The following is a 25155-nucleotide window of genomic DNA, read 5'->3' as shown; positions in this document are numbered from 1 at the left end:
CAAACCAAGAAACGGACCCAACGCGGCCCCTGCCCCTCATGCCGCTGCAGGCACGGTCCAGTGCTCGATGTCGTCGCGCTCGCCGATCAGGGCCAGCCCGTGGGCGATGGAGATCAGTTCGCCGCCAGTCTCGATGCGGTCCGCTGCAAAACGCCCGGTAAAGATGCGGCGTACCGCCGGCACGAACGAGGTTCCGCCGGTGAGAAACACCTTGTCAACGGCACAGGCATTGGTGCCGGTCTTTTCCAGAACATCTTCGAGCGCTGCGGTGATGCTGGCGATATCCGGTTCGATCCAGGCTTCGAAATCCTGCCGTTCGATGATTTTCTCTCCAGCCTTGCCCAGCGCCGGGAACCGGAACTCCGCTTCGTCCGCCTCAGATAGCGCCATTTTTGCTGCCGAAACCGCGCGGTGCAGCTGATAGCCCTCATCATGTTCGATCAGGTCGATGAACAGTTCCAGCTTGTCGGGCTCGACCGCCTGGCGGACCAGCGCCTTGAGATCGGCAAATTCCCTGGTGGTCTTGAAGATCGACAGCTGGTTCCAGCGCGAGAAGTTGCGGTAGTAGCTGCCTGGTACATCCAACCTTTTGCCGAAGCTCTTGAACTGGGTGCCTTTTCCGATTTCGGGCGCCACGAGATGCTCGATTATGCGGGCATCGAACTGGTCTCCGGCGATACCGACGCCGGACTGGCCGACAGGAACGGCGCTGACGCGCCCTGCCCTGCTTTCAAAGCGGATCAGCGAGAAATCGCTGGTGCCGCCGCCGAAATCGGCCACCAGCACGGTGGCGTCGTGATCGAGGTTCCGCGCAAAGTAAATGGCCGCAGCCACCGGTTCGTAGACATAATGCAGTTCAGGAAAGCCCAGCCGGGTCAGTGCATCGCTGTAGCGACGCATGGCCAGACCGGCATCGGGATTTGAACCGGCGAAATGCACCGGACGCCCGGTCACCACGCGCTTTGCGTCCGACGGCCAGTTGTCTCCGGCATAGTGCTGCAGCCGCCTCAGGAAGACCTCCATCAGGTCCTCGAACTGGAATTTGCGGGCGTGCACCATCGTGCCCTGGAACAAGGACGAGGCGGCGAAGGTCTTGATCGACTGGAGGAAGCGGCATTCACCGGGATTGTCGATGAAGGCACGGATTGCCGCACTGCCGGCTTCGACCTGAAGCGCACTGGCGCCGAGCTGCGGGTCCTTGATGAAGGACAGCGCCGTGCGCATGGTGTCGCCGGTTCCGGCGGGCGACTGGAAGCTGACGGAACTTGTTTCTGCCCCCTCGCTCACCCGGGCCATCACCGTGTTCGTTGTGCCAAAATCGAGCCCAAGCGCAGTCGCCATGGCGTTGCTCCAACAGTCTTTGAGAAAATGGATGCGGGCATAGAGGATTGCCGTCCGCAAAAGAGCGGGCCTCATGCCACAGTGCAACGGCCCAGTCCACCCGGCTGCCAGGTTCCTTCATCGCTTGAATTGCCGTCAAGCGCCGGATTGGCAGGGGGCCAGGGCCTATGGCCGGACAGTGAGTGTTCGCAACGGGGCTACTGCGTTGCGTAGCGCGGGTGTTCGAGCGCGTCGAAGCAATCGGTCAGCTCAATCTGCTCAAAACCCTCATAGGCGCGGGCATAATCCGCGAGCAGCTTCTTGCGGGCTGTGGTCACCGGACAGGTGGGCAGCAAAACGATGTCGGTTTGCGACAGCGCTTGCGCTTCCTCATCTGTCAGCGGCAGGACCGCACGGAAAGGATCGCCGCCGATCGATACCCCACGCGCCGGGGTGCGGCCCATCACAGCGGTGATGGGATTGGCGAAGTCGCGCACATCGATGACCTCGTAATGGCGCCCGAGCCGGGCTTCACGGTCGCGGAGCGCCCCGATCGCCTCATCCATGGTCTCAAGCACGGTAACCTGGAACCGGTGATCGAAATAAAGCCAGTAGGCCGGCAATATGTTGGCGTCCGCGTAGGCCTGATAGGTCTCACGGCCGCCGACAAGGATTGGCCGGGCTTTTCGGGCGGCATCGACGGTCAGGGCCTTGGCGCTGAAGCGCATGCTTTCAGGCAGGTTTCTGGTGGCGATGGAGACATCCCGTACTGAGGTGGCGACGGCACGTGCCGTCGAGTGCAGCATCTTGGTGATGGTGGGAAGCACGACCAACGCAATCAGCACGACAAGGGGCGACAGCCGCGTCCGGCGCTCGGGTGCGGTGGCGAGTAACAGCACGAGCAGAAACGGCCATACCGAGACAAAGGCTGCACCGCCAAAATTCTGCGATTCGAACAGGATGTCGGCGACAATCATGACACCCAGCCAGAGCCAATCCTGATCAAGCCGGTTCGGCCTTGGCTTCCGCGGATGATCGTGATCGAAGGCCACCAGCAGGTTGCCCGCGCCCCAAAAACGCGAGGCCAGAAGATAGGCGGCGAACAGCGAGGCCGCGAAAATCACGTCAAAGCGGGCGCTGACGGTTGTAAACAGATTGGCCACGAGCACCGCATCGTTGTTGGCAAGCAGCCGGAGTACCGAGCCCAGATAGGCCGAAACGCTGCCGGTGAGCACTTCCAGCACGGCGGCGACAGACAAACACAGCGCCGCGATGATTGCGGAGGTGGCGATGCCGATCCGGCGAGAGACAGCGGCAAACGCCAGCATCAGCCCAGCAACCGCGAACCCGTTGATCTTGGTGAAGGCGAGCGTCAGCAACAGGACCGAGACCAGACCGATCAGCGCGGCGCGGCCGCGCACAAAGAACAGCGTGGCGACCAGAAGGTACAGAAGCACTGCGGAGTGCCGGTTGTAATAGGCAAAACCGTCGACGCCGGGAAACGCGTTCCAGGACATGATGTTGAACGGCAGGATCGAGACCATGAGGTAAGGCAGCAGCAGCCCGAAGGCCGCGATGGCGCCGCGCTCAAGCGCATGGTGGCAGATCACAGCGACGACCGGCAGTGTGAGCAGCATCAGGCTCCACTGGATGACGAGCACTACATTGGCATCGGGAAAAGCAGCACTCAGCAGACCGAACAGAATGTAGTTGAGGGGGCCGACCGGGGCATGGAAATCCCTGTAGATTTCCTGGCCGAGAGACAGGCGGTGAGCACCATCGATATAGATGTAGGTGTCCCAGAAACTCTCTCCCAGGGGCAGAACGACGGGCAGGCTGAGGCAGGCAGCCAGGATGACGACAATGGCAGTCAGCGTACCATAAACTGAATAATATCCATTAGTTATATCATATTTCTTCATGTTTCAGATGAACTCCGCAGCACGTTTCGCCGGCGCGGTGTCAGGGTGACGGTATATGATTGAGGTTGGATTAATCGCGCGCGGTACGGGGACTGCCTCGCTCGGCGGCAAGCGCTCGCTGCCCGTTTGCAGCTCACCGTGGTAACCGACGCTGCCACGGTGCGGGTCGCGTCACGCGAGTCGTCGCCCTCCATCGCGGCAGCGAGATCAACCGGTGCAGTGCTCAGCCGGTCAGGGCCGATGCCGAACACCAAGCTGTCCACCGTCCCGGTGAAATACGGACCTTTCTTGACATCGCCGATGAAGGAAACGGCCAAGCCGCCTTCAGCTCAGTGTGGATAGAGCCGGTGCTGGGCCGGGTTGGGATTGCCGCACCCATTGCCGGGTGGACCCTACATCGCAAATTCGGCGACCCGTTCTTTCAAAACACAACCGCGGAGCAGGTCGAAGAATTGCAACGGTCTCGCTGGATTTACCGCCATCAATGCCGGCCCCGCCGTCGGGTTACTCCTGGCACGGCTCCGGATCGTAGAGCTCGAGCTGGGCCAGCTGTCCCTGCAGGACGAAATCGCCGTAATCCAGGGTGAGATCGCGGGTGATGCCATTGTCGTATAGCTTGAAGGCGATGGAATAGACCGGCAGGCCGTCACCTTCCGCGGTTTCCTCGAAATAGGACATCGAAACCGGCCAATAGGCATCATCGGCAAGCTCCCCTGCCCGCTCGGCTTCGGCGTCGTCGGTCCCGGCCGGCTGCTTATCGCCCAGGACCGTTGTCGTGATCATCGCCTTGTCGCCTTCGTCGGAGCCATCATAGATGCGCGATTCGTAGAACCGCTCACCGTTACGGGCCTTGTCGATCAGCTCAATCATGTGCTCGGTCGGAAAATGCGCCATGGCAAGGTCGAGCGCGAGCTTCCTGGGCTGTTCGAGATCGACGGCAAGCGCGTCGCCCTTCACTTCGGCCGAGCCGCGGATCTCGTGGTCGAGCTTCTGATCAACATAGGACCGGGTGACGAAGCTGAAGGTGCCGTTGCGTACATCTTCGAAAGTCGTGGTCTGCTGGTCGGTCAGCCGCGAATCCTCGCCGGTGGCGATCTCGGTGACAAACCGGAAGCTGACAGTGTAGCCCTCGCATGCGGAGCCGTTGAATTCATAAACCATCCGGCCGACCATGCCGGAAATGCCAGACCGGTCCGAAGCATCCTTGAGCGACAGATCATAGACCGCGCGATGGGCCGCAAGCCCTCCCGCAGCCGTCGCCGGTGTGGCCAATACCGCCGGGGCGGCCAGTAGGGCAAGTGATACAATCGCAAGCATGCGCATCAGGTTTTCTCCTGTCGAATCCTGAGCCGATGTTATATGACCGGAGGTGGCAAAAGCGAGGCGGAACTTGAATGAGCCGCCAATTCGTTTGAGCAGCCTTAACAAAGCGATCCTGGAGCCCCTGATGACCGACACGATTGAATCCCGCCTTGAGGCGCGCGGCATAACGCTGCCCGAGGCCGCCGCCCCTGCCGCCAACTACCTGCCCTATGTGATCACCGGCTCGCAGCTGTTCATTTCGGGCCAGTTGCCGATGGAAAACGGAGCAATCGCGATCAAGGGCTTGCTTGGCCGTGATGTCGACGTCAAAACCGGACAACGGGCTGCCGAGTTGTGCGCCATCAATATTCTGGCGCAGGCGAAGGCGGCGCTTGGCGGCGACCTCAACCGCATTGCGCGGGTGATCAAGCTGAGCGGCTATGTCGCCTCGGAACCGTCGTTTACCGACCAGCATCTGGTCATCAATGGAGCCTCGAACCTGATTGCGGAACTGCTTGGCGATGCGGGCAAGCATGCGCGCGCTGCTGTCGGCATGGCCAGTCTTCCGCTCAACGCGGCGGTTGAAATCGATGCCGTCATCGAAATCGGATAGACCCTGATGCCCTACGACGCCACAGACATGAGCTGGTTGATCAGCCGCCCCATTGCCCATCGCGGCTATCACGACATGAACAAGACGATCTGGGAAAACACACCCAGCGCGTTCCAGCGTGCGATTGACGCCGGCTACGCGATCGAATGCGACGTGCACATTGCCGCCGACGGTGTGCCGGTGGTGTTTCATGATGACGATCTCGAGCGGCTGTGCGGACTTCGCGGCGACGTGCGGGCCCGCACGTCCCAGGAGCTCGGGCAATTGACTGTCGGCGGCACCGCCGACCGAATTCCGTCGCTGCCGCAGCTGCTCAAGCAGGTCGCAGGCAAGGTCACCCTGGTGATAGAACTCAAGGGCCGGCCCGGCGATGACGACGGCTTTGCAGATGCCGTGGTCGAATGCCTGGAGGGCTATGACGGGCCGGTTGCGCTGATGAGCTTCGACCATGCGCTGCTGCGTGATCTCAAGGCCAGCGGCGCCACCTGCCCGCTCGGCCTGACGGCGGAAGGGGTCAAGCCGGAAACCTTCTTCCTTCACGAGGAGGCCATGCAGCTGGGGCTGAACTTCATATCCTATTGCGTGCACCATCTGCCCAACGCCTTTGTCGAAGCCCAATGCGCGCAGGGAATGTCGGTCATCACCTGGACGGTGCGGGATGCCGAAGCGCGCGAAAAGACCCGGGCCCATGCCGACCAGATGACGTTCGAGGGTTTCGACCCCGACACGACGGAAGACGACTGACCTTGCCGACTGGCGTCGCGTTCATAAGTTGACGAACAGAGATATCGCGAGCGGAATGTTTTCGCCGGACGGAGACGCATGAGCACTGATACACCCGAACATACGTTGTCGACCGTCGAGGGCATGGAGGCGGTTGCCGCCGAAGAGTGGAGCAGGCTGGGAGGCGCTTCCCGCGGTTCACAAACTGAGTCAGATGCCTCGGATCCTGATTCCGGAACCGTCTATAACCCGTTCGTAAGTCACGCTTTTCTGTCTTCCCTTGAAGCATCGGGCTCGGTGTCGGCCGAGACCGGATGGCTGCCACGCCACATCGTGTTGCGTGCTCCGGACGGGGCGTTGGAAGGGGCGATGCCGGCCTATGTCAAAAGCCATTCGATGGGCGAGTACGTGTTCGACCATGCCTGGGCAGACGCGTTTGAGCGGGCCGGCGGACGCTATTATCCGAAGCTGCAATGTTCCGCGCCGTTCACGCCCGCGACCGGCCCGCGGCTGATGGTGTTGCCAGGACCGGGAGCGGACACACGCAGGCGGGCGCTGGCCGCAGGCGGCCGCTCGCTTTGCACCCAGCTGGGGCTGTCCTCGGTGCACGCTACCTTCGTGCCGGAAGCCGAGATCCCCGCCTTCGAGGCGGAGGGATATCTGCACCGCACCGACCAGCAGTTCCATTTTCAAAATACCGGCTATGAAGACTACGACGATTTTCTGGGGACACTCGCCTCGCGCAAGCGCAAGCAGTTGAAGAAGGAACGCAAGGCAGCGCTGGAAAACGGCATCAGCATCGAGTGGCTGACCGGCCGGGATCTCACCGAGACTGTCTGGGACATCTTCTACCAATTCTATATCGACACCGGCGGGCGCAAATGGGGGCGGCCCTATCTGACGCGCCGGTTTTTCTCGCTGATCGGCGAGCGCATGGCAGAGGATGTGCTGCTGGTGATGGCCAGGCGCGACGGGCGCTATGTTGCCGGGGCAATCAATTTCATCGGCGGAGATTGTCTTTACGGCCGTCACTGGGGATGTGTCGAGGATCACCCGTTCCTGCATTTCGAGGTCTGCTATCACCAGGCGATCGATTTCGCCATCGCCAGGGGGCTCGCCCGGGTCGAGGCCGGGGCACAGGGTGAGCACAAGCTGGCGCGCGGCTACCTGCCGGCGACAACGCATTCGGCGCACTATATCGACCACCCCGGGCTGAGGCGGGCAGTCGCCGACTATCTCGACAGCGAACGCCGGGATGTGGCGCATTTCGGGCAGGTGCTGAGCGAGCACGGCCCGTTCCGCAAGGGCAGTCGCCCGGCGAACGGTGACGACGGCTGACACGCATGGCGCTTCTTCCACGCGCTTGGCCCGTGGGCTAGACCCATGCGCTTGACCCGTGCTCCGGGCCGGATAAAAACAAAGTCAAAAGATCAAATGGAGACCCGCCATGACCGCGCCCCAGTATGACGACAGCAATGTGTTTGCAAAAATTCTGCGCGGAGAACTACCGGCAGAGCGTCTTTACGAGGACGAGCATACGCTGGCGATCATGGACATCATGCCGCGCGGTGACGGGCATTGCCTGGTAATCCCGAAGGCTCCGGCGCGCAACATTCTCGATGTCGACCCCTCCAGCCTGGCGCAGGTGATGGAGACCACCCAGAAACTGGCCCGCGCCGTGATCAAGGCTTTCTCCGCCGACGGGGTGACGATCCAGCAGTTCAACGAAAGTGCCGGCGGCCAGGTGGTGTTTCACCTGCATGTGCACGTGATTCCGCGCTTTGACGGTGTCGCGATGAAGCCGCATACGGGCACGATGGAAGATGCCGATGTGCTGAAGGCCAACGCCGGGAAGATCCGCGCCGCGCTTGACTGAAACTGCTGCGACCGGCATCAGATTCTTGCCAGCAACTCGGCCTTCTTGGACTGAAATTCCTCATCGCTGAGAATGCCCCTGGCGTGCAGGCTCGCCAACCGTTCGATCTTTGCGAAGATATCGAATTCGTCCACCGCACCTGACGCCGCCTCGGTTTTCGCCTCGGCTTCATCAAGTCGGAGAGGGTCTTGCGTTGTTGCTTTGGGCTGCAACGGCTCAATACTGTCCGGGGCCGGGCCAGCGGCTGACAGCGATGGAGCGGCGGGACGGGTTTCGCTGGCCGCCTTCAGAAGCGCTTCAGACAAGGCCGGTCCACTCTTCCCGTTCACCGCTCCGGTGCCAGCGTCACCGGGCTGCTCCAGGTCGATTTCCCTGAGATCGGACAGCTTCACCAGTCCGTACTGGGAGGTAAAGCTTAGTGACTGATCTGCTGACTGCTGCTGCGAAAAACCACCGATGCGGTGGTCTGCCGTATCGTAAACACGGACCTTTCCATCCCCGGTATCGATGGCAAGACGGGCAGTGTCGGGGAACCAGGCATAACGCATCTGGTTCTGGGCACCGTTCGATGCCGCATGACCAAGGCCCGCGGGCCACCAGTTGCCCGGCGTTGCACCGCCGACAGACAGGCTCGCGCCGTCACCCTGGTATTGAGACTGCGATGCCGGGGCTGACGATACGTCCAGCAATGCCGACTGCCGCATCGATTGCGCCACGTCCGTGCACAGCGCATCCACTTTGGCCTTCAGCGCGTTGTTGAACATGTCGCCGACCATGGTCATGCCGCCCTGGGACCATTGGCCCATGCCGCCGAGCTCCGGATGATTGAATTGCGCCTGGGTGCCCTGTCCGGCGATCAATGCCATCAGCAGATGTTCGACACCGTCTTCACTGACGCCATGACGGGCTGCAATATCGGCAAGAGCCTTGCGGCCCTCTTCGGTCAATTGGGTCAATCTGCAACCTCCTGTTGGGCCCGCCCGATCAGCGTCGCGCAGAACCGATACATTCAACATTAGTAATGACTTGTTGTCCAGATCTGAACAAGCGCATTATCTGAATGACAGGGCGCAAGGACCATCGACAAGCCTGGGATACAGGTCCGGGTCGAAAGAACCGATCATCGGCGTTTTCCAGCCAACCGCGACGGTTATCGGTTTCGGACCGACAGCAAGTCGCAGTCGTTGCCTTTTTTTCGCGGTATTGAAGCGCCATGAGCATTCCAGGTCCAGTTCCAGATCCACGAGGTTATCATGCAGGCCGCCCTTATCATCATGACAATACTGGGATGTGACGATTCGGCAACGCAGTGTCACTTTGTCGAAACGCGCGATGAACGCTGGGCGACCGTACAAAGCTGCGACGCGGCTTCCGAAGACAGGCTGAGCACCTACTCCGACCTGAACTACCCGGTTGTCGTCGCGGTGTGCCAGACCCCCGGCGATACCGGTCTGGCAGAACTTGTCGACGAACCGGCGCAGGAGCCCGCACTACCGGACCCGCTGTCCTCCGGCACAGCGGTTGCATCCAACCAGCAAGTTCCGAAGGCCGATATCCCGCAAGCCGGCCCGGAAAATCTCTTCGGCCAGGAGATGGCAGCATTGCCCGAACCGGAGACCGAGACCGAACCCGGCATCACCACGCGCGTGCTAAACCTGGTCCGGGAAGCGCTGCCGGAAAAGGCGAGCGTCAAGGCGCTTGTCAGTCAGCCGGTTCATGTGGTCACCGACAGCTATTCATGGGTGGTGCAGCGCTTCGAGAAGTAGCGTTGCCCTATCCGGCATCAATGAGTGCGCCGGTCAGGAACTGGCCACCGGCAAGCAGGCCAAGCGCCACGGCAATGCCCACCCAGATGCGCTTGCCGCTGATCAGGAAAGCGGCGAAACCTGCAGCCACTGCGACCAGACGCACCGATACCGGAACGTTCTGCAGCTCGCCGACCGGGTAGAGCACGAGCTTGGCGATCACCGCGGCAAGCAGCGCGGTAGCGACCGAGCGAACCCAGGTCAGGGCGGCCGAATCCTGTTTCAGACGATTGCCGATCAGCACGCCAAGCCAGCGCCAGATATCGGTGGCGAGCCAGCCGGCAATGGCGATGAACACATAGGGCCACCACCAGGCTTCGAAGCTCTGATAGCTGATCATGTACGCGCCCCGCCTTTCCAGACACGGTCTATGATGAATGCCAGCGTTCCGCCAACGACGCCGGCGTAAAGAATATCGAATTCCGGAGCGACCTGGTGAAACAAGGGCCCAAGCGCGAGGCCTACAACCATGGCGATGTGCCCTGCCCTGTCGCGCGTCGACGCCCAGATCGACGTGAGGAAATAGACCGGGGTGAGAAAGAACAGGGCCCCCGCGACCATGGCCGGCAGATTGGCAACTGTCGAGTAGATCACCGCAACCAGAATGATGTTGGCCGTCGTGACAGTCATGCCGAAGCCCGCGAAAAACGACACCCGATGCTCGTAAGGCACATTTCGGATGCGCTCCATGGTGAAGACGTAGGCGGTGATCGCGACGAAATGCGACAGCAGCAGCAGCAGCCAGGTCGGAGTTTTCTGGGTGCGGATCTCGGGGATTAGCGCTGCCACCATCGGCATCAGCCGTATCGAGGACAGCGCCACGGTCAAGAAGGCTGCGGGAAGCGACACACCGGCAAGAATCGAGCCGACGAGAAGGACCTTGGCCGGCAGCGCCCAGATCATGCCGGTCATGAAGACGGTTTCACCGAGCGGGACGCCGGCCTCAACGGCGAAGCCGCAAAAACCGACAAAGGCGCTCATGAGAATGATGGCCGGAAGAGATGCAATGCCGCGCGCGCCCTTGAGAAACCAGTAAGTCGCGCCGCCGCCTTGGTGAACTGTCATATTGTTCTGTTAGCCTCAATCGAGAGCAATTGAAAGCAGCACGCATGGGCTTTTGCGGACGGCTTGACCGGCCTGTCCGGGGAGATGCTCGCGGACATCTGAAGGGTGCAACGGTCGCGTTCGCAGACAGGTTGGTGTCCGAATACAAAAACGCCTTCGGGGCAGTACCCCGAAGGCGCTTGACAGCGTCGCGTTACCGCTTAGCGGTAGACATAGACGATCTGGCGGGTGCCTGCCTCGACCAGGACCGGCTGACCGTTGATGTAGACATATTGATATTCGTAATCGGGAACCGGGTACAGTTTGACGGTGTCGGGAACGCCAGCACCGACCACGACCTCACCTTCGAGGTAGACCGGGTCAATCCGGTTTTCGGTGACATAGGTCTTCACGGTCGGCGGGGGCGATGCCGTCAGGCCCGCGGTCGCACCGGCGACGCCGCCGATTGCTGCACCGACAGGACCACCGATCAACGCACCGGCAATTGCGCCTCCGGCGGCGCCAACGGTTGCGTTGGTCCCAGCCTGGTTATTCTCGACCACGGGAACAACGGCCGTCTGCGGCGCCATCGAGATTACGGTCTGCTGACCATCGAAATCAGCCGAAAGGTATTCCGAATACGACCATCCAGTCGTGCCGTTATAGCTGACCTGACACCATTTGCTGCCTTCAATGCAGCCTTTGACGGTGGCGGTATCGGAGTTCGCAATGGCGCCCAGCACTTCGTACTGCGGTCCGGGGCCGCTGCGAATGTTGAGGTCGGTGGTTGCAGTGGCATTGAAGTCCGCCATGGCGGCGGTGCTCGAGAGCAGAGCTGCGGTCAGGCCGGCAGCAGCGGTCATAACAATGTTGTTTCGCATGGATAACTCCTTTGTCCGATAAGCCGCCGCTATCCCGATCAGATAAGCCCGGCGCTTATGCCGCAACAATTCGCTCGCCAGCTTTTCGTTCCCGCCACATGTTTGCTCTTTTCATGGCCGTTCGAAGACTATGGCTGCCACTTATTTTACCTTGTTGCGAGCCATTTCCGCTTGGCCGGGTGACAGGGCCTTCGACATCCCGCGCCCGAACGCAATCCGGCCCCGGTTGCAAGCGGGGCCGGACATTTCTCAAAAGAATTTCCGAACTGGACCTGTTGCGCCAGGACTACTTCTTGCGCGGCACCTTGGGTACAGCGCTGGACGTTTTCTTGGCCGCCGGCTTGTCGGCAACGGCCGCGCTTGCCTCTCCGGCGCCGTCGGGCTCCGGCTTCTTGGTCTTGGCTGGCCCCTTTCCGGCTGGAGGCTTGCGCGTCGACTTGGACTCCGCTGTGCCGGTTTTGGCCTTGGCCTGAGCGCGCTTCCGGGCCGGCGCTTTCTCCTTTTTGGGCTTGACCGGCGCTTCGGCCGGAACCGCCTCGAGGATCAGGCCATGCTTGCCATCGGTTTTTTCGCCGACGGTGACCTTGACCGTGCCGCCATCCTTGAGCTTGCCGAAGAGAAGCTCGTTGGCGAGTTCCTTCTTGATGTTCTCCTGGATGACGCGGCCAAGCGGCCGGGCGCCCATGCGCTCGTCATAGCCTTTCTCGGCAAGCCAGGCGACCGCGTCCTCTCCGAGATCGAAGGTGACGTTGCGCTCGGCCAGCTGGGCTTCCAGCTGCATCACGAATTTCTGCACCACCATGTTGATGACCGAAGTCGGCAGCGATGCAAACGGAATGATGGCATCGAGACGGTTGCGGAACTCCGGCGTGAACAGCCGGTTGATCGCCTCCATGTCGTCGCCTTCGCGCTTGGAAGAGCCGAAACCGATTGCCGCCTTGGCTGCATCGGCCGCACCCGCATTGGTGGTCATGATCAGGATCACGTTGCGGAAATCGATCTTCTTGCCGTTGTGGTCTGTGAGCGAGCCGTGGTCCATGACCTGCAACAGGATGTTGAACAGGTCCGGATGGGCCTTTTCGATTTCATCAAGCAGCAGCACGCAGTAGGGATGCTGGTCGACGCCATCGGTGAGAAGCCCGCCCTGGTCGAAGCCGACATAGCCGGGAGGCGCACCGATCAGACGCGAGACGGTGTGGCGCTCCATGTATTCCGACATGTCAAAGCGCAGAAGTTCGACGCCCAGCGACGAGGCCAGCTGCTTGGCGACTTCGGTCTTGCCGACGCCCGTGGGGCCTGAGAACAGGTAGGAACCGATCGGCTTGTCGGGTTCGCGCAGGCCGGCGCGGGCCAGGCGGATCGCCGCGGTCAGCGCATCGATCGCGGTATCCTGGCCATAGACCACCGAGCGCAGCTCCTTGTCGAGATTGGCGAGAACAGCGGTGTCGTCCTTCGACACCGTCTTGGCCGGAATCCGGGCCATTGTGGCGATGGTGTTCTCGATCTCGACGTCGGTCAGCTGTTTCTTGCGGCTCTTTTCAGGCAGCAGCATCTGCGCGGCGCCGGTCTCGTCGATCACGTCGATTGCCTTGTCGGGCAATTTGCGGTCGGTGATGTAGCGCGCCGAGAGTTCGACAGCAGCCTTGATCGCATCGTCGGTGTAGCCAACCCTGTGATACTCCTCGAAATAGGGCTTCAGGCCCTTGAGGATCTCGATGGCATCGGGAATCGTCGGTTCGGACACGTCGATCTTCTGGAAACGGCGCACAAGAGCCCGGTCCTTCTCGAAGAACTGGCGATACTCCTTGTAGGTGGTCGAGCCGATGCACCGGATGGCGCCCGACGACAGAGCCGGCTTCAGCAGGTTGGAGGCGTCCATTGCACCGCCCGAGGTGGCGCCGGCGCCGATCACGGTGTGGATCTCGTCGATGAAAAGCACCGCGTCCGGCAGGTCCTCAAGTTCCTTGACCACCTGCTTGAGGCGCTCCTCGAAATCACCGCGGTAACGGGTTCCCGCAAGGAGCGAGCCCATGTCGAGCGAATAGATCACTGCATCGGTCAGCACGTCGGGGACATCGCCCTCGACAATGCGCTTGGCCAGCCCTTCCGCTATTGCCGTCTTGCCGACACCGGGATCGCCGACATAGAGCGGATTGTTCTTGGAGCGGCGGCAGAGAATCTGGATGGTGCGATTGACCTCACTCATGCGCCCAATCAGGGGATCGATCTTGCCTGTCTTGGCCTTCTCGTTGAGATTGACGCAATAGGCGCTCAGCGCATCCTGCCCCTTCTTCTTGCCGGCTTCCTCGCCGACGCCATCGGTTTTCGCGGACTCGGATTCCGGCTCCTCGACCCCGCGCACCGGACGGCCTTCTTCGGCCCCGGGGCGCTTGGCGATGCCGTGTGAGATGAAGTTGACCGCGTCATAGCGGGTCATTTCCTGCTCCTGCAGGAAATAGGCAGCGTGGCTTTCGCGCTCGGCAAAGATTGCCACGAGCACATTGGCACCGGTCACCTCTTCGCGACCGGACGACTGGACATGAATCACCGCACGCTGGATGACCCGCTGGAAGCCCGACGTCGGCTTGGAATCCTCGTCATAACCGGTCACCAGATTGCCGAGTTCCTTATCGACGTAATCGCTGACGGTGCGGCGCAGCTGGTCGATGTCGACATTGCAGGCGCCCATGACCGCCGCCGCATCCGGATCCTCGATCAACGCCAGCAACAGATGCTCAAGCGTGGCATATTCGTGATGCCGCTCATTGGCATAGGTCAGCGCCTGATGGATCGCCTTCTCGAGACTGTTTGAAAAGCTAGGCAATTTCAGGTCCTCATTTCTTTTCCATCACGCATTGCAGCGGATGATGATTTTCGCGTGCACAATCCATGACCTGGGTCACTTTGGTTTCCGCCACTTCGTAGGTGAATACACCGCACTCACCGACGCCGTGATTGTGCACATGCAGCATGATCCGGGTGGCCTGCTCGCGGTCCTTCTGGAAAAAGCGCTCCAATACGTGAATCACGAATTCCATCGGGGTGTAGTCATCATTGAGCAGCAAGACCCTGTACATGCTGGGTTTTTTCAGCTGCGGCTTGGTCCGAGTGATGACGGATGTGCCCCTTCCGGAGTCCCCGCCATCGCTTTTCTTGTCCGCCTGCAAGCGTATCAGATTCATGCTTTCAATCACTCTGGCCAAATCCTGTCATGTGCACCCGGCGCGCGCGAAAACGAAGCACCGGGCATTGCACCTAACTTAGTCTTTCCTGCGGGGATTTTAAGCCCCCTTGATTGAGGAAGGAAGAGATTTCCATCGGCGTAGGGATTGACGAAAAAACCCGACCGCAGAGTATGCGGCCGGGTTGAAAATTTTCGCTCAGCCGCTGTTCGCGGCTGATCGCTACCAGCGCTTAGGCGGAAGCCTTGGCGGCAGCTTTTTCGAAAGGCTTGTAGGCTTCCTTGGCGATGTCGGCGTAGAGTTCGCTCATCTTGGTAGCCTGGGCAACGAATGCCTCGTAGGAATTCTTGGCGTAGTCGGTCTGAATTTCGATCGCCTTGTCGAGGCTCTTGGCAGAGACCAGCTTTTCGACAGTGGCGGTGCCGTCTTCATAGGACTTCTTGGAATATTCGGTCGCTTCAGCAGCGATCTGCTGGAAACCCTTGGTCATCGAGGACATCGTGGTCAGCATGCTGTCCATGGCTTCCTTGCTCATCTTCGAAGTGCTGTCAAAATTCATCATCTCAAGGTTTCCTCTCGTTGGGGAAGTTGGTGACCGAGATTTAGGTGCAGCGCACAAAATTGTCAAGCTATATTGTGCGTCGCACCAAAACCTCAGATGGATTTTCCCGTTTCACTCGGGCACAGCGAGGTCTTTTGTCCTGAGCGTTTTCGGGACGGACTGCGGAAAGGAATGATTCATCATAAACGGATTGGTAACGACGGCGCACTAAGATCCACCACAATGACTGATCATGGAGGGCGTCGGTCAGAAACCCTTTCACCCGCAAGTTCATGAGTGAGTTCCAGTGTACCAGCGTAAATTGAGTTCAATCGACCGGTTTGCCGCCCTTTCCTCCTCCGTGCTCCAATTGCTTGCCCTTGTTGGCCTTGCACTGGCTTTGGGAAGCGCGCCGGCAGCCGCCAATTCGAAATATGCAGGCATTGTGGTCGACGCCAAGACAGGTAAGACACTGTATGCCCACGATGCCGACGAGCTGCGCTATCCCGCCTCCCTGACCAAGATGATGACGCTTTACCTGGTGTTCGAAGCGCTTGAGCGCGGCGCCATCAGGCTAGATACGCGGATCAAGTTCTCCGCCAATGCAGCCAAGGAACCGCCGACCAAGCTTGGCGTCGGCACCGGCCGCTCGATCACTGTGGAGCAAGGCATCTATGCGCTGGTGACCAAATCCGCCAATGACGCGTCGACCGCGATTGCCGAGCACCTGGGTGGTTCAGAAGCAAAGTTCGCCCGCATGATGACGGCCAAGGCCCGCGCACTGGGCATGTCGAAAACCACGTTCCACAATGCCCACGGACTGCCGAACTCGAAGCAGGTGACGACCGCACGGGACATGGCCCGGCTCGGGATCGCCCTGCGCGAACATTATCCGCGGCAGTACAAGTATTTTTCCGCCCGCTCCTTTACGTTCGGCAAGACCCGGATGGGCAATCACAACCGGCTGCTGGGCACCGTACGTGGCGTCGACGGCATCAAGACCGGCTATACCCGCGCATCCGGCTTCAACCTGGTTTCATCGGTCATCGACAGGGACCGCTCGATTGTCGCCGTCGTCATGGGCGGGCGTACGGGCGCCAGCCGCAACGCACAGATGAAAGACCTGATCGCACGCTATCTGCCCAAGGCCTCCACCCGCGGCTCCGGCAATCTGATTGCCCGTGGCGCGATGACGAACATGGCCATCGACGTTGCAGCGCTGGAGCTTCCCAAGGTTGGGCCGGTGCCGTCGCAACGACATGAGGCAAATCAGCGGCTGGCCTTCGCCTATGCGGCGCCGACACCGGAACCGGTCGTAGGCCGCTCCGCGCTGGTCAATTCGCTGATCGCTCAGAAAGTCGCCATCCCGACGCCAGCCCCGGCTGTGGTCCCGCCAATGCCGGTGGCAGCCGCGCCGAACGAGGCTATCGATCCGGTCACCACCGCGTCGACCGCCCCCAGGGACGGTTGGATGATCCAGATCGGCGCGATGCCGGACCGCAATGCGGCAGTGGCGCTGCTGACCGAGGCACAGGACGCTGGCGGTAACTCGCTGACCGGCACCGAGCCGTTCACGATGGCCTATGCCAAGGGCAATGAGCAGCTGTACCGGGCACGGTTCGGCGGATTTGACGGTCAGGCTGCCGCGACGCGCGCCTGCGCCACACTGAAGAAGAAGGGTTATGCCTGTTGGGCAACAGCCAACTGAACTGAAAAATGCGCAGCGCTTGTTCAGCGCTGCGTCCGGGAGTCCCAGTCCCGGACTATCCACGTTTTTTGTACTGCGTATTCGGGGAATTCAGTCATGTCGACTCAAGAGAACAGCTTTGGCCTCGTTGATGCGGCCAGCAAGAAAGGCAGACCCGCCCGCATCGGGATGCATCCGCTTCATGAGGCGGCGATGCGCCTCGCGGATCTCGGCTTCACTCGCCCCCGGGCCAAGACCAAGGACCTCGTAAGCCTCCTTCTGTGTCATGGCGCCCGAGCCATGCGAAGCTCCCACGCCCGCGTCGTCATCCATGTCAAAGCTGGCACGCCAGTCGGGCGTTCGGCGGTCAAGATACGCTTCCAGTAGACCGAGACTCTCGGCATCGGCGGCCAGTTCAGCATGCAGTTGCATAAGATCGGGTTCGTCGAGATGGTTGAGTTCGGCACCCTCGAAGCTTCCCGCCAGCACCAGGCCGTTCATCTCGCCGGTGTCGAGATCGAGCTCCATTTCCAGCGCCGCTGAACGGACATAGGATTGGCCGCCCGGTTGGCGTGTGGCGCGGGCAGCGCGACGCGCGCGCGTATAAAGCACTGCGGAAAACATAAGCAGCGGAATGCCGAGCCCGGCCCGTCCAAGCAGGGTGAGGACAGCCCCCACCCCCGCAGCGGCGACAGGAAAGCCATAGCGCAGGGTAGTGGCCAGGGCGGAAGGCTTGACGCTGAGCACGCCCGCCACCAGAGCCATCAGGATCAGCAGCCCACCCAAAAACACCGCAATCGCACTCATGATCGTTAGGATCCTCCATCCCCGGACGGTCCCGGTCCGAGCTGTTCCAGCAACAGCTGAGCGGCCTTTGCTCCCGATCTTTCCAGCGCCAGCCGGCCGCCGGTCGCATAGGCTGCGACAGCGCGCAGCAATGCCGCGAGTTCCGATGCGGCATTCTGATCGAAGCGGACATAGGCGCCGCCGGTGACACGGGCAATTTCGCGAAATCCCGTTGCCGCAGCCGGATCGTGGCCTTCATGAAACATGAAGCATGGCACTTTTCGCAGGGCCAGTTCACCAGCGATGACGGCGAGCTTGTCGATGTCTTCTTCCATCGCATCGCCGATATAGACGAGCGCGCTTACCGGGTTCTTCCTGGCCTCGTCGGCGACATGGCGCAGCAACCGTCCGATCTGGGTCTGGCCGCCTCGGCAGTCGATTCGGGACATCAGATCGGCAAGCTGGCGGGTGTCGTCGACCCAGCGTGAGGCGCGGCATTCGCCAAGACCGCGGAAATAGACAAGCTGCACAGACAGACCGCCGGTTTTGCCGACGGCGTCGAACATCTCCGCCTGAAGTTTGCAGGCGCTGTCCCAGGTCGGTTGACGGCTCATCGTGGCATCAAGCGAAAAGGCCAGTCGTCCGGAACCGGTGGCTGCGGGAACGACAGACTTAGCGGCTGAGAGGAAGGCTGCGATCTCGGAGCGCGATGACACAGGCACATTGCCCGCAGACCCGGCGGCACTGCGTTTTGACAGGGCATTGTCAGATCCGGTTTTGTCTTTGGCCATGGGATCCGGGTATCAACTCATCGGTTGCTGCATTTATCCTCAATGTGGCGCTTTATCCGGATAACACAAGTCCCGGGTGGCAAGTCCGTTCTACAGAAGTCCGAGGCCAGCCAATTCGCGCTTGAGTTCGGGTGGCAGGTCCTCGCCATCGGCGCCAGAAGCCGCAAGATCGGGCGGCGCATCCTTGGGATCGAGATAACGCCAGCCCTGAAACGGGCGGCGCGGAGCCCAGGAGGTCTCGTGCAGAACCGGTTCCAGGACCAGATGACAGCGCGAAATGCCGTCTGCGTCGGTAAAGGGGCGAATTTCGAGCAAACGCTGACGGGCCTGGATGTTGCCCTTGATCACCCAGTAGAGCGATCCGCCGTCGACGAGTTCGGCGGCGCGCTTGGGGACCATGCGGGTGGTGTGAATTTGCTCCGGCGTCTGCGCGGCTGCTACAGCCATGGCGAGACGGCGCTCTATCCAGTCACGCTGATCTTCGACGCTTTCCGCGCCGACACATAGTTTCAGTAGGTGAAGTGCCATATCCAATTACATCGGGTGCCGGTGCTCCCGGGTCAAGACGGGTGCAGACCAAACCCGGCACCATCCACAGAGCGTGCGATCAGGACGCCTCTTGTCCTTGCCCGAATGTCAGCACTCGACCACGTTGACCGCGAGGCCCCCGGTGGAGGTTTCCTTGTAGCGCTCGTTCATGTCGAGACCGGTCTGCCGCATGGTCTCGATACAGGCATCGAGCGGCACGAAGTGCTTGCCGTCTCCCTTCATCGCCAGCGACGCGGCGGTAACTGCCTTGACCGCGCCCAGCGCATTGCGCTCGATGCAGGGGACCTGGACAAGCCCGCCAACCGGATCGCAGGTCATGCCGAGATGATGCTCGAGCGCAATCTCGGCGGCGTTTTCGATCTGCTCGGGCGTGCCGCCCATGACGGCGGCCAGACCCGCCGCAGACATAGCAGCAGCCGATCCGACTTCGCCCTGGCAGCCGACTTCGGCACCGGAAATCGAGGCGTTGTGCTTGATTATGCCGCCGATGGCGGCCGCAGTCAGCAGGTAGTCGCGAATGGCTTGCTGATCGGCGCCGTCATGAAACTGCATGACGTAGCGGATGGTGGCCGGGATGACGCCTGCCGCGCCGTTGGTCGGTGCGGTGACGACGCGGCCGCCCACGGCATTCTCCTCATTGACCGCCATGGCATAGACGCTGAGCCAGTCGTTGGCGAGCAGCGGGTTGCGTCGGTTCTGCCGCCATTCATCCTGAAGTTTGTCATGCAGGATGCGCGCGCGGCGGCGCACCTTGAGCCCGCCCGGCATGATGCCCTCGCCCGACAGGCCGCGGTCGATGCAGCCGTTCATGGCGCTCCAGATCCGGTCCAGCCCGGCATCGAGCTCTTCGCCCGAGATGTGAATTTCCTCGTTGGCGCGCTTCATCTGGGCGATGGTCAGCCCGGTCCTGGCCGCCATCTCCAGCATCTGCTTGGCATTGCGGAAAGGATACGGAACGGCCTTGTCGACCGGAGCCTTTGTCTTGCTCTTCATTGCTTCCAGCTCGGTGTCGGAGACGACAAATCCGCCGCCGACCGAATAATAGATTCGCCGCAGCAGCGTGTTGCCGTCCGGGTCGAGGGCGGAAAACGTCATGCCGTTGGCATGCCCGGGAAGGGCCTGCTTCTTGTCAAAAACCAAATCCGCCTTCGGGTCGAAATGGTAGTCGGGATGGCCCGGAGGACTGATCTTCCGGTCCTGCTCAACGCCGGCGATGATCTCATCCATGCGGTCGGGGTCGACCTGGTCCGGCAACTCGCCGGTGAGGCCCAGCACCACTGCCCTGCCCGTGCCGTGGCCAACACCGGTGAACGCCAGCGAGCCGTGCAGGCTGACCCGGATGCGGTCTATTCTGGCGCCGGCAGGACGAGGCCAGTCAGGCCCCGCCACCTCGTTGAGAAAACGCACGGCCGCAGACATCGGCCCCATGGTGTGGGAACTCGATGGGCCGACGCCAATCTTGAAGACATCAAAGACTGAAAGAAACATGGTTCGCGGAAGCTCCGGTATGTTCGCACAGCTTACATGCGGTTTGCGCTTCCGCACGTCAATCTACCGACTCCTGATGCCGCTCAAGCGACACTGGTGACCAGAATCAGGGAACCACCTGAAATCCGGACACAAAAAAGCAGCGCCGACCGGGTGGCCAGGCGCTGCCTCTGTCAGATCACTCTGTCGCTCAGATGCCGCCGAAAAGGTAGGCCAGTGCGAGAATACCCGAAAAACCAATCACTGCGCGGGCGGTAATGCCCCAGCAGGATTTCTGTGCGGTCTCTTCCATGATCACTCCGGTGATAAAACTGTGACTCTGGCCGCGTCGCCGCCGGGGGGCACGCTCAGCGCAGGACCGGGTGTTTAACGTTTTGGTAATTTTTACGCAACTGCAAAAAAAGGCAATTCTGTGACAACTTTTTCATATCAGATCCCCCGTTTGTGCATGGCTCAATGTGAGATCAATGACTTACACGGAAGCTGGCAAATCCGTACAATCTGACAGGCCCACAGTTTGGCCATGGAGATGAAGATTTTATTAAAACGCGCAGCGCGCACGAAGGCTTTGCCTCAGGTGGCGCTTCATGCCAAAACCAGCCCATGACAAACTATGATTATCTGGCCATCGGCTGGTTGGCGATTTCCTGGTTCCTCTTCTCGCTGGCATCGAACAATCATCTCCCGATCAAGCGGGTCAGCCTGACGACAGCGATGAACCAGCACCGCAAGCGCTGGATCCAGGTGGCAGCACGGCGTGACCTGCGCATGATCGACACCGCGATCATGACCGGGCTGCAAAACGGCACCGCCTTTTTTGCTTCCACGACGATTTTCGCCATCGGTGGGTGTTTCGCGCTGCTGGGTGCGACCGAACGGGTGCTGGCGGTTGCCGATGACCTGCCGATTCCCCTGGTGGCGGACGCTGCGGTTTTCGAGATCAAGCTGTTCGGGTTGATCGGTATCTTTGCCTACGCGTTCTTCAAGTTCGGATGGTCCTACAGGCTGTTCAATTACTCCTCCATTCTGTTCGGCGCGATTCCGATGAAGGACGACGTCAAAGGTAATGCGGAGGAACTGGAAGCCGCGGCCAATCGCGCCGCGTCGCTGAATGTGCTTGCCGGACGTCACTTCAATGCCGGGCTAAGGGCGATCTTCCTGTCGATCGGTTATCTGGGCTGGTTTGCCGGACCATTCGTGCTCATGGGCTCGACGACGCTGGTGATCCTGGTGCTGCTCCGCAGGCAATTCTTTTCCAATGCGCGGGACGCCATTCTCAAGGACACCGTACTGAGTTGACCCAGCAAAAAGCCTTTTCGCCCGAGCAATTGCGCCGTGCCATCCTCGACCTGCTTGCCGAGCTGCCACCGGGAAAGAGCATTTCACCAACCGAAGCAGCCCGCAGACTTCTGGGCTCCGACGAACGTCAGTGGAGCCGGCTGATGAAGCCGCTGCGTGCGGTTGCCATCGAGATGGCACACAACGGAGAGATCGTCATCCTGCGCAAGAACAAGCCTGCCGATCCGGCAGCCTTCCGCGGGGTCTACAGACTGGCACTGCCCGGTGCGGGCAATTCGCCGGCCAGCGAAACGGCATGAGCCAGCCGTCGCCAGCCATACGTGAACCGAACCGCCTCGATCTCGGTCTCATGGTGATGACGTCCTTGATGCTGGCCTCGGGCTTCATCGCGGTACGTGTGGCGGTCCCGGAGACAGGCCCGGTTTCGCTGGCCGCAATCCGCGTCGGGATCGGCTTCCTGGTCTTGCTGCCCTATGCGATCTGGCGGGGAATGGTCTGGCCGGCCAGCCCGTCGCAATGGATGCTGATTTCAGGCATGGCGCTCTTGAACGTGGTGGCACCGTTCATACTGATCGGCTGGGCGAGCCAGAGCGTCGAAGCCAGCGTGTTGTCGCTTTTAATGGGAACCGGCCCCTTCCTGGCGCTCATCGGCAGCCACCTGATGACCGATGATGACCGGCTGACCCGGCGCAAGCTTGTGTCGGTGCTTCTGGGCTTTTCAGGCATCCTCGTGCTTGTCGGACCAAGCGTGTTCAACGGGCTCTCCGGAAACTCGCTGATGGGGCAGCTCGCAGCCCTTGGCGCATCGTTCTGCTACGTTGCCGCCGGGCTGCTGATCAGGCGCATCACCATACCTCCGGTGCGGCTTGCCGGACTGGCTCTGGCAATCGGCTCGGTGGTGCTCGTTCCGCTGGCGCTGATCACGGAAGGGCTTCCGACCGGAGCCTATTCAGGCCCGGTGATCGGCGCCCTGATCTTTCTCGGCCTGTTCCCCACGGGCATCGCCTACATCCTGCGGTTCTCGTTGATCCGGACCGTCGGCTACACCCGGTTTTCGCTGTCGATCAATCTGATTCCTGTCTTCGGCGTGGCGCTCGGGGTGCTCATCCTGGATGAACCGTTGTCAGTGGGCCTGGTGGCGGCACTGGTGCTGGTTCTGGCGGGGCTGTATGTGAGCAGCGGGAAAACGCCGGCGCAAAACGCGGGTTGAAGCCGCACCCGGACCTCTACTGCCTGGCGGCATTTTTCTTTCGAACGGGTGCGGCCATGCGCGATTGATCCACAGGCTGGATGGCTGCGGCGGCTGAATCCGATTGACCGCCCCTAGCTTTGGCCTACCATTTGCCGCTGCCGCCGATGCGGCTCATGGAGCGAAAAGTTTGAGTGACACTGCCGGCGACCCGCCATATTCCGCACCATCGGTCAGGCGCATCGAACTGCTCGACCTGGCAAGAGGCCTGGCACTTTTCGCCATGGCAAGCTATCATTTCTGCTGGGATCTCGAGTTTTTCGGCTATCTCGAACCGGGAACAAGCACACAAGGGCTGCTCAAGGCCTATGCCCGGCTGATCGCCGGGAGTTTCCTGTTCCTCGCAGGAGTCAGTCTGGTTCTGGCGCATGGCTGGCGGCTAAGGCCGGCTGCCTTTCTCAAGCGGCTTGCACTGGTTGCCGGAGCCGCCGCGATGATCAGCCTGGCAACCTTTCTCGCCATACCCGGAAGCTTCATCCACTTCGGCATCCTGCACGCCATCGCCGCCAGCAGCCTGATCGGTCTGGCTTTTCTGCGCCTGCCCTGGCTGGCCACGCTTGCGATCGGAGTAATCTGCCTCATCCTTCCTGCGGTCTATCGCAACGAGGCCTTCAATCCGGTGTGGCTGTCCTGGGTCGGCTTGTTCACCGTGCCGCCGCGGTCCAATGATTTCGTGCCGCTGCTGCCCTGGCTTGGCCCCTTCCTGATCGGCATGGGCCTGACCGGACTTGCGGTATCGCGCGGCTGGACCGAGCGGCTGGCATCGGTCGGAACCGGCGCTTCCCGAGCCGCCCTTGCAACACGATTTTGCGGACGCCACAGTCTGGCCTTTTATCTGGTGCATCAGCCCGTGCTGATCGCTTTGGTGTGGACGTTTTCGCAGATAAATCCGCCCCCCGCTCCGGACCCGCTGCCCGGCTTCATCTCGGAATGCCGGATCAGCTGCGAGGCCAGCAGCAGCGTGGCTTTCTGCAATCAGTTTTGCAGCTGCGTGACCGACGAATTGCTTTCACAAAACCTGTTCCAGCCCTTCGTAACGGGACGGATCACACAGGAATCAGACACCCGCATTCCGGCTATCGCCGAACAATGCACCGCCAGGTTCAAATAGGACGAGTTTGGGTAAGACATGATTTTTCAGGCCACTCCTGCTCTATCGGGATTGAGATCGATGAACATTTACAAAGAGAGACCGAATTCCATTCCTTGGCCGCCCTTGCTGCTGTTGGTCTCCACACTGGCAGCCATCCTGCTCGGCCGGACCGTCCCGCTGCCGCTCGAGTTTGGCGGCATCCGGATCCTGGGTGGCTTGCTGATCATCGGGGCCATCGGCATCGATCTCTGGGCGATGCGCACCTTGCACGAGGCGCACACAACGATACTACCCAATCGTGGAACAAACCGTCTTGTCGACCACGGGCCGTTCGGCTTGAGCCGCAACCCGATCTATGTCGCCAACATGGTACTGCTGGTAGGCATGGGCTGCGTTACAATGAATGCCTGGTTCCTGCTGCTGGCCCCGGTCGACGGCGTGATGACGCATTATCTTGCCATCAGGCGGGAGGAGAACCACCTGCTCGCCAAGTTCGGGTACCAGTTCGAAGCCTATTGCCGCAAAGTCAGACGTTGGATCTGAGTGCTACGAATCTTCCGGAGAGGATGCGAGGTATTAAGTATTGACGCCGATCTCGGCCAGCCGCGTCAGGCAGGATTCCTCAATGTGGTCGAGTTCCAACAGCGTCTCCTCGATATCCCTGCGCTTCTGGCGCAAGTCCTCACGCTTCTCCTCGACCTTGCGCATCAGCAGCCGCAATTGGCCCGCCTCGCCGGGTGGGTCCTTGTAGACCTGTATGATCTCGCGGATTTCCGCTATGGTGAAGCCAATGCGGCGGCCGCGCAAAATCTCCTGAATCAGCCGCCGGTCGGTCGACCGGAACAGGCGGGTGCGGCCACGGCGCTCGGGATGGATCAGCCCCTCGTCCTCGTAAAAGCGCAAGGTCCGTGTCGAAATCCCGAACTCGCGGGTCAACTCGGTGATTGTGTAGTACTTGTCCAAAAGCTTGGATCCCAAAACTCGTTACGACTTACTTTTACGTA

General features: G+C 60.9%; 26 protein-coding genes. 11 read left to right on the top strand and 15 right to left on the bottom strand.

The features are described from left to right. Positions 1 to 36: 36 nt before the first annotated feature. The 3 genes from CRO46_RS17920 to CRO46_RS17910 all read right to left on the bottom strand — a co-directional run bounded on the left by CRO46_RS17920 (position 37) and on the right by CRO46_RS17910 (position 4565). Positions 37 to 1341 carry an Hsp70 family protein gene (locus CRO46_RS17920; protein WP_097109172.1) on the bottom strand — a complete coding sequence of 435 codons (1305 nt, stop codon included), beginning with the start codon at positions 1339 to 1341 and terminating at the stop codon, positions 37 to 39. A 197-nt stretch (positions 1342 to 1538) separates the two neighbouring features. Continuing rightward, positions 1539 to 3242 carry a hypothetical protein gene (locus tag CRO46_RS17915; RefSeq protein WP_097109171.1) on the bottom strand — a complete coding sequence of 568 codons (1704 nt, stop codon included), beginning with the start codon at positions 3240 to 3242 and terminating at the stop codon, positions 1539 to 1541. A 504-nt stretch (positions 3243 to 3746) separates the two neighbouring features. After that, a complete protein-coding gene (locus tag CRO46_RS17910) occupies positions 3747 to 4565 on the bottom strand; it encodes a cell envelope integrity EipB family protein (protein ID WP_097109170.1) in 819 nt (272 codons plus the stop codon). A gap of 124 nt (positions 4566 to 4689) precedes the next feature. Here CRO46_RS17910 and CRO46_RS17905 point away from each other — a divergent pair, with 124 nt between their 5' ends. The 4 genes from CRO46_RS17905 to CRO46_RS17890 all read left to right on the top strand — a co-directional run bounded on the left by CRO46_RS17905 (position 4690) and on the right by CRO46_RS17890 (position 7756). Then, complete coding sequence (locus CRO46_RS17905; protein WP_097109169.1) at positions 4690 to 5157, top strand: RidA family protein; 468 nt, start codon at positions 4690 to 4692, stop codon at positions 5155 to 5157. 6 nt (positions 5158 to 5163) lie between these two features. Further along, positions 5164 to 5901 carry a glycerophosphodiester phosphodiesterase gene (locus tag CRO46_RS17900; RefSeq protein WP_097109168.1) on the top strand — a complete coding sequence of 246 codons (738 nt, stop codon included), beginning with the start codon at positions 5164 to 5166 and terminating at the stop codon, positions 5899 to 5901. 123 nt (positions 5902 to 6024) lie between these two features. Further along, positions 6025 to 7218, top strand: coding sequence for a GNAT family N-acetyltransferase (locus CRO46_RS17895; RefSeq protein WP_097109388.1), 1194 nt, complete (start codon positions 6025 to 6027; stop codon positions 7216 to 7218). Positions 7219 to 7327: 109 nt separating this feature from the next. Further along, the gene (locus CRO46_RS17890; protein ID WP_097109167.1) at positions 7328 to 7756 is read left to right on the top strand and encodes an HIT family protein; all 429 of its coding nucleotides are present in this window, start codon (positions 7328 to 7330) and stop codon (positions 7754 to 7756) included. Between the two features lie 17 nt (positions 7757 to 7773). On the opposite strand, the gene CRO46_RS17885 is transcribed toward CRO46_RS17890, so the two are convergent. Further along, positions 7774 to 8712: an SHOCT domain-containing protein gene (locus tag CRO46_RS17885; RefSeq protein ID WP_097109166.1), complete on the bottom strand. Its 939-nt coding sequence runs from the start codon at positions 8710 to 8712 to the stop codon at positions 7774 to 7776. Positions 8713 to 9009: 297 nt separating this feature from the next. Between CRO46_RS17885 and CRO46_RS17880 the strand changes: the two genes are divergently transcribed. Next, on the top strand, positions 9010 to 9522 hold the full coding sequence (locus CRO46_RS17880; protein WP_097109165.1) for a hypothetical protein: 513 nt from the start codon (positions 9010 to 9012) through the stop codon (positions 9520 to 9522). A gap of 7 nt (positions 9523 to 9529) precedes the next feature. Here the strand turns inward: CRO46_RS17880 and CRO46_RS17875 are convergent, their stop codons facing one another. The 6 genes from CRO46_RS17875 to CRO46_RS17850 all read right to left on the bottom strand — a co-directional run bounded on the left by CRO46_RS17875 (position 9530) and on the right by CRO46_RS17850 (position 15230). Continuing rightward, positions 9530 to 9901 carry an AzlD domain-containing protein gene (locus CRO46_RS17875; RefSeq protein WP_097109164.1) on the bottom strand — a complete coding sequence of 124 codons (372 nt, stop codon included), beginning with the start codon at positions 9899 to 9901 and terminating at the stop codon, positions 9530 to 9532. Beyond that, positions 9898 to 10626, bottom strand: coding sequence for an AzlC family ABC transporter permease (locus tag CRO46_RS17870; RefSeq protein WP_097109163.1), 729 nt, complete (start codon positions 10624 to 10626; stop codon positions 9898 to 9900). The genes CRO46_RS17875 and CRO46_RS17870 overlap by 4 nt, the downstream gene beginning before the upstream one ends. Before the next feature lie 200 nt (positions 10627 to 10826). After that, the gene (locus CRO46_RS17865) at positions 10827 to 11486 is read right to left on the bottom strand and encodes a DUF1236 domain-containing protein (RefSeq protein ID WP_097109162.1); all 660 of its coding nucleotides are present in this window, start codon (positions 11484 to 11486) and stop codon (positions 10827 to 10829) included. Positions 11487 to 11772: 286 nt separating this feature from the next. Then, complete coding sequence (clpA, locus tag CRO46_RS17860) at positions 11773 to 14310, bottom strand: ATP-dependent Clp protease ATP-binding subunit ClpA (RefSeq protein WP_097109161.1); 2538 nt, start codon at positions 14308 to 14310, stop codon at positions 11773 to 11775. A gap of 10 nt (positions 14311 to 14320) precedes the next feature. Then, on the bottom strand, positions 14321 to 14668 hold the full coding sequence (clpS, locus tag CRO46_RS17855) for an ATP-dependent Clp protease adapter ClpS (RefSeq protein ID WP_097109160.1): 348 nt from the start codon (positions 14666 to 14668) through the stop codon (positions 14321 to 14323). A gap of 232 nt (positions 14669 to 14900) precedes the next feature. Beyond that, positions 14901 to 15230, bottom strand: coding sequence for a phasin family protein (locus tag CRO46_RS17850; RefSeq protein WP_097109159.1), 330 nt, complete (start codon positions 15228 to 15230; stop codon positions 14901 to 14903). Between the two features lie 286 nt (positions 15231 to 15516). Between CRO46_RS17850 and CRO46_RS17845 the strand changes: the two genes are divergently transcribed. Next, entirely contained in the window at positions 15517 to 16917 is a 1401-nt protein-coding gene (locus CRO46_RS17845; protein ID WP_179759112.1) for a D-alanyl-D-alanine carboxypeptidase, read from the top strand. A gap of 90 nt (positions 16918 to 17007) precedes the next feature. Here CRO46_RS17845 and CRO46_RS20355 read toward each other — a convergent pair whose 3' ends face one another. The 4 genes from CRO46_RS20355 to CRO46_RS17825 form a co-directional block, all read right to left on the bottom strand. After that, positions 17008 to 17703, bottom strand: a complete 696-nt coding sequence (locus CRO46_RS20355; RefSeq protein ID WP_097109158.1) for a DnaJ domain-containing protein — start codon at positions 17701 to 17703, stop codon at positions 17008 to 17010. Between the two features lie 5 nt (positions 17704 to 17708). Further along, complete coding sequence (locus tag CRO46_RS17835; RefSeq protein ID WP_097109157.1) at positions 17709 to 18473, bottom strand: hypothetical protein; 765 nt, start codon at positions 18471 to 18473, stop codon at positions 17709 to 17711. Between the two features lie 90 nt (positions 18474 to 18563). Then, positions 18564 to 19001: a DUF1489 family protein gene (locus CRO46_RS17830; protein ID WP_097109156.1), complete on the bottom strand. Its 438-nt coding sequence runs from the start codon at positions 18999 to 19001 to the stop codon at positions 18564 to 18566. A gap of 108 nt (positions 19002 to 19109) precedes the next feature. Then, positions 19110 to 20510 carry an L-serine ammonia-lyase gene (locus CRO46_RS17825; RefSeq protein ID WP_097109155.1) on the bottom strand — a complete coding sequence of 467 codons (1401 nt, stop codon included), beginning with the start codon at positions 20508 to 20510 and terminating at the stop codon, positions 19110 to 19112. Positions 20511 to 21113: 603 nt separating this feature from the next. Here CRO46_RS17825 and CRO46_RS17820 point away from each other — a divergent pair. From CRO46_RS17820 to CRO46_RS17800, 5 genes are all read left to right on the top strand, one after another. Next, positions 21114 to 21809 (top strand): DUF599 domain-containing protein, encoded by a 696-nt coding sequence (locus CRO46_RS17820; protein WP_097109154.1) that lies wholly within the window; start codon positions 21114 to 21116, stop codon positions 21807 to 21809. After that, a complete protein-coding gene (locus tag CRO46_RS17815) occupies positions 21806 to 22108 on the top strand; it encodes a DUF3253 domain-containing protein (RefSeq protein WP_097109153.1) in 303 nt (100 codons plus the stop codon). Before CRO46_RS17820 ends, CRO46_RS17815 begins: the two co-directional genes overlap by 4 nt. Beyond that, positions 22105 to 23019 carry a DMT family transporter gene (locus tag CRO46_RS17810; RefSeq protein WP_097109152.1) on the top strand — a complete coding sequence of 305 codons (915 nt, stop codon included), beginning with the start codon at positions 22105 to 22107 and terminating at the stop codon, positions 23017 to 23019. Before CRO46_RS17815 ends, CRO46_RS17810 begins: the two co-directional genes overlap by 4 nt. A 169-nt stretch (positions 23020 to 23188) precedes the next feature. Continuing rightward, a complete protein-coding gene (locus tag CRO46_RS17805) occupies positions 23189 to 24169 on the top strand; it encodes a heparan-alpha-glucosaminide N-acetyltransferase (RefSeq protein ID WP_244577954.1) in 981 nt (326 codons plus the stop codon). A 60-nt stretch (positions 24170 to 24229) separates the two neighbouring features. Then, entirely contained in the window at positions 24230 to 24694 is a 465-nt protein-coding gene (locus CRO46_RS17800; RefSeq protein ID WP_179759111.1) for a methyltransferase family protein, read from the top strand. A gap of 33 nt (positions 24695 to 24727) precedes the next feature. Here the strand turns inward: CRO46_RS17800 and CRO46_RS17795 are convergent, their stop codons facing one another. Then, positions 24728 to 25114: a MerR family transcriptional regulator gene (locus tag CRO46_RS17795; RefSeq protein ID WP_097109149.1), complete on the bottom strand. Its 387-nt coding sequence runs from the start codon at positions 25112 to 25114 to the stop codon at positions 24728 to 24730. Positions 25115 to 25155 lie beyond the last annotated feature (41 nt).

Source organism: Parahoeflea halophila (assembly GCF_900220985.1).
Taxonomy (GTDB): domain Bacteria; phylum Pseudomonadota; class Alphaproteobacteria; order Rhizobiales; family Rhizobiaceae; genus Hoeflea; species Hoeflea halophila.
The sequence above is the reverse complement of the archived record's forward strand: the minus strand, read 5'-3'. Positions and strand labels throughout refer to the sequence as shown.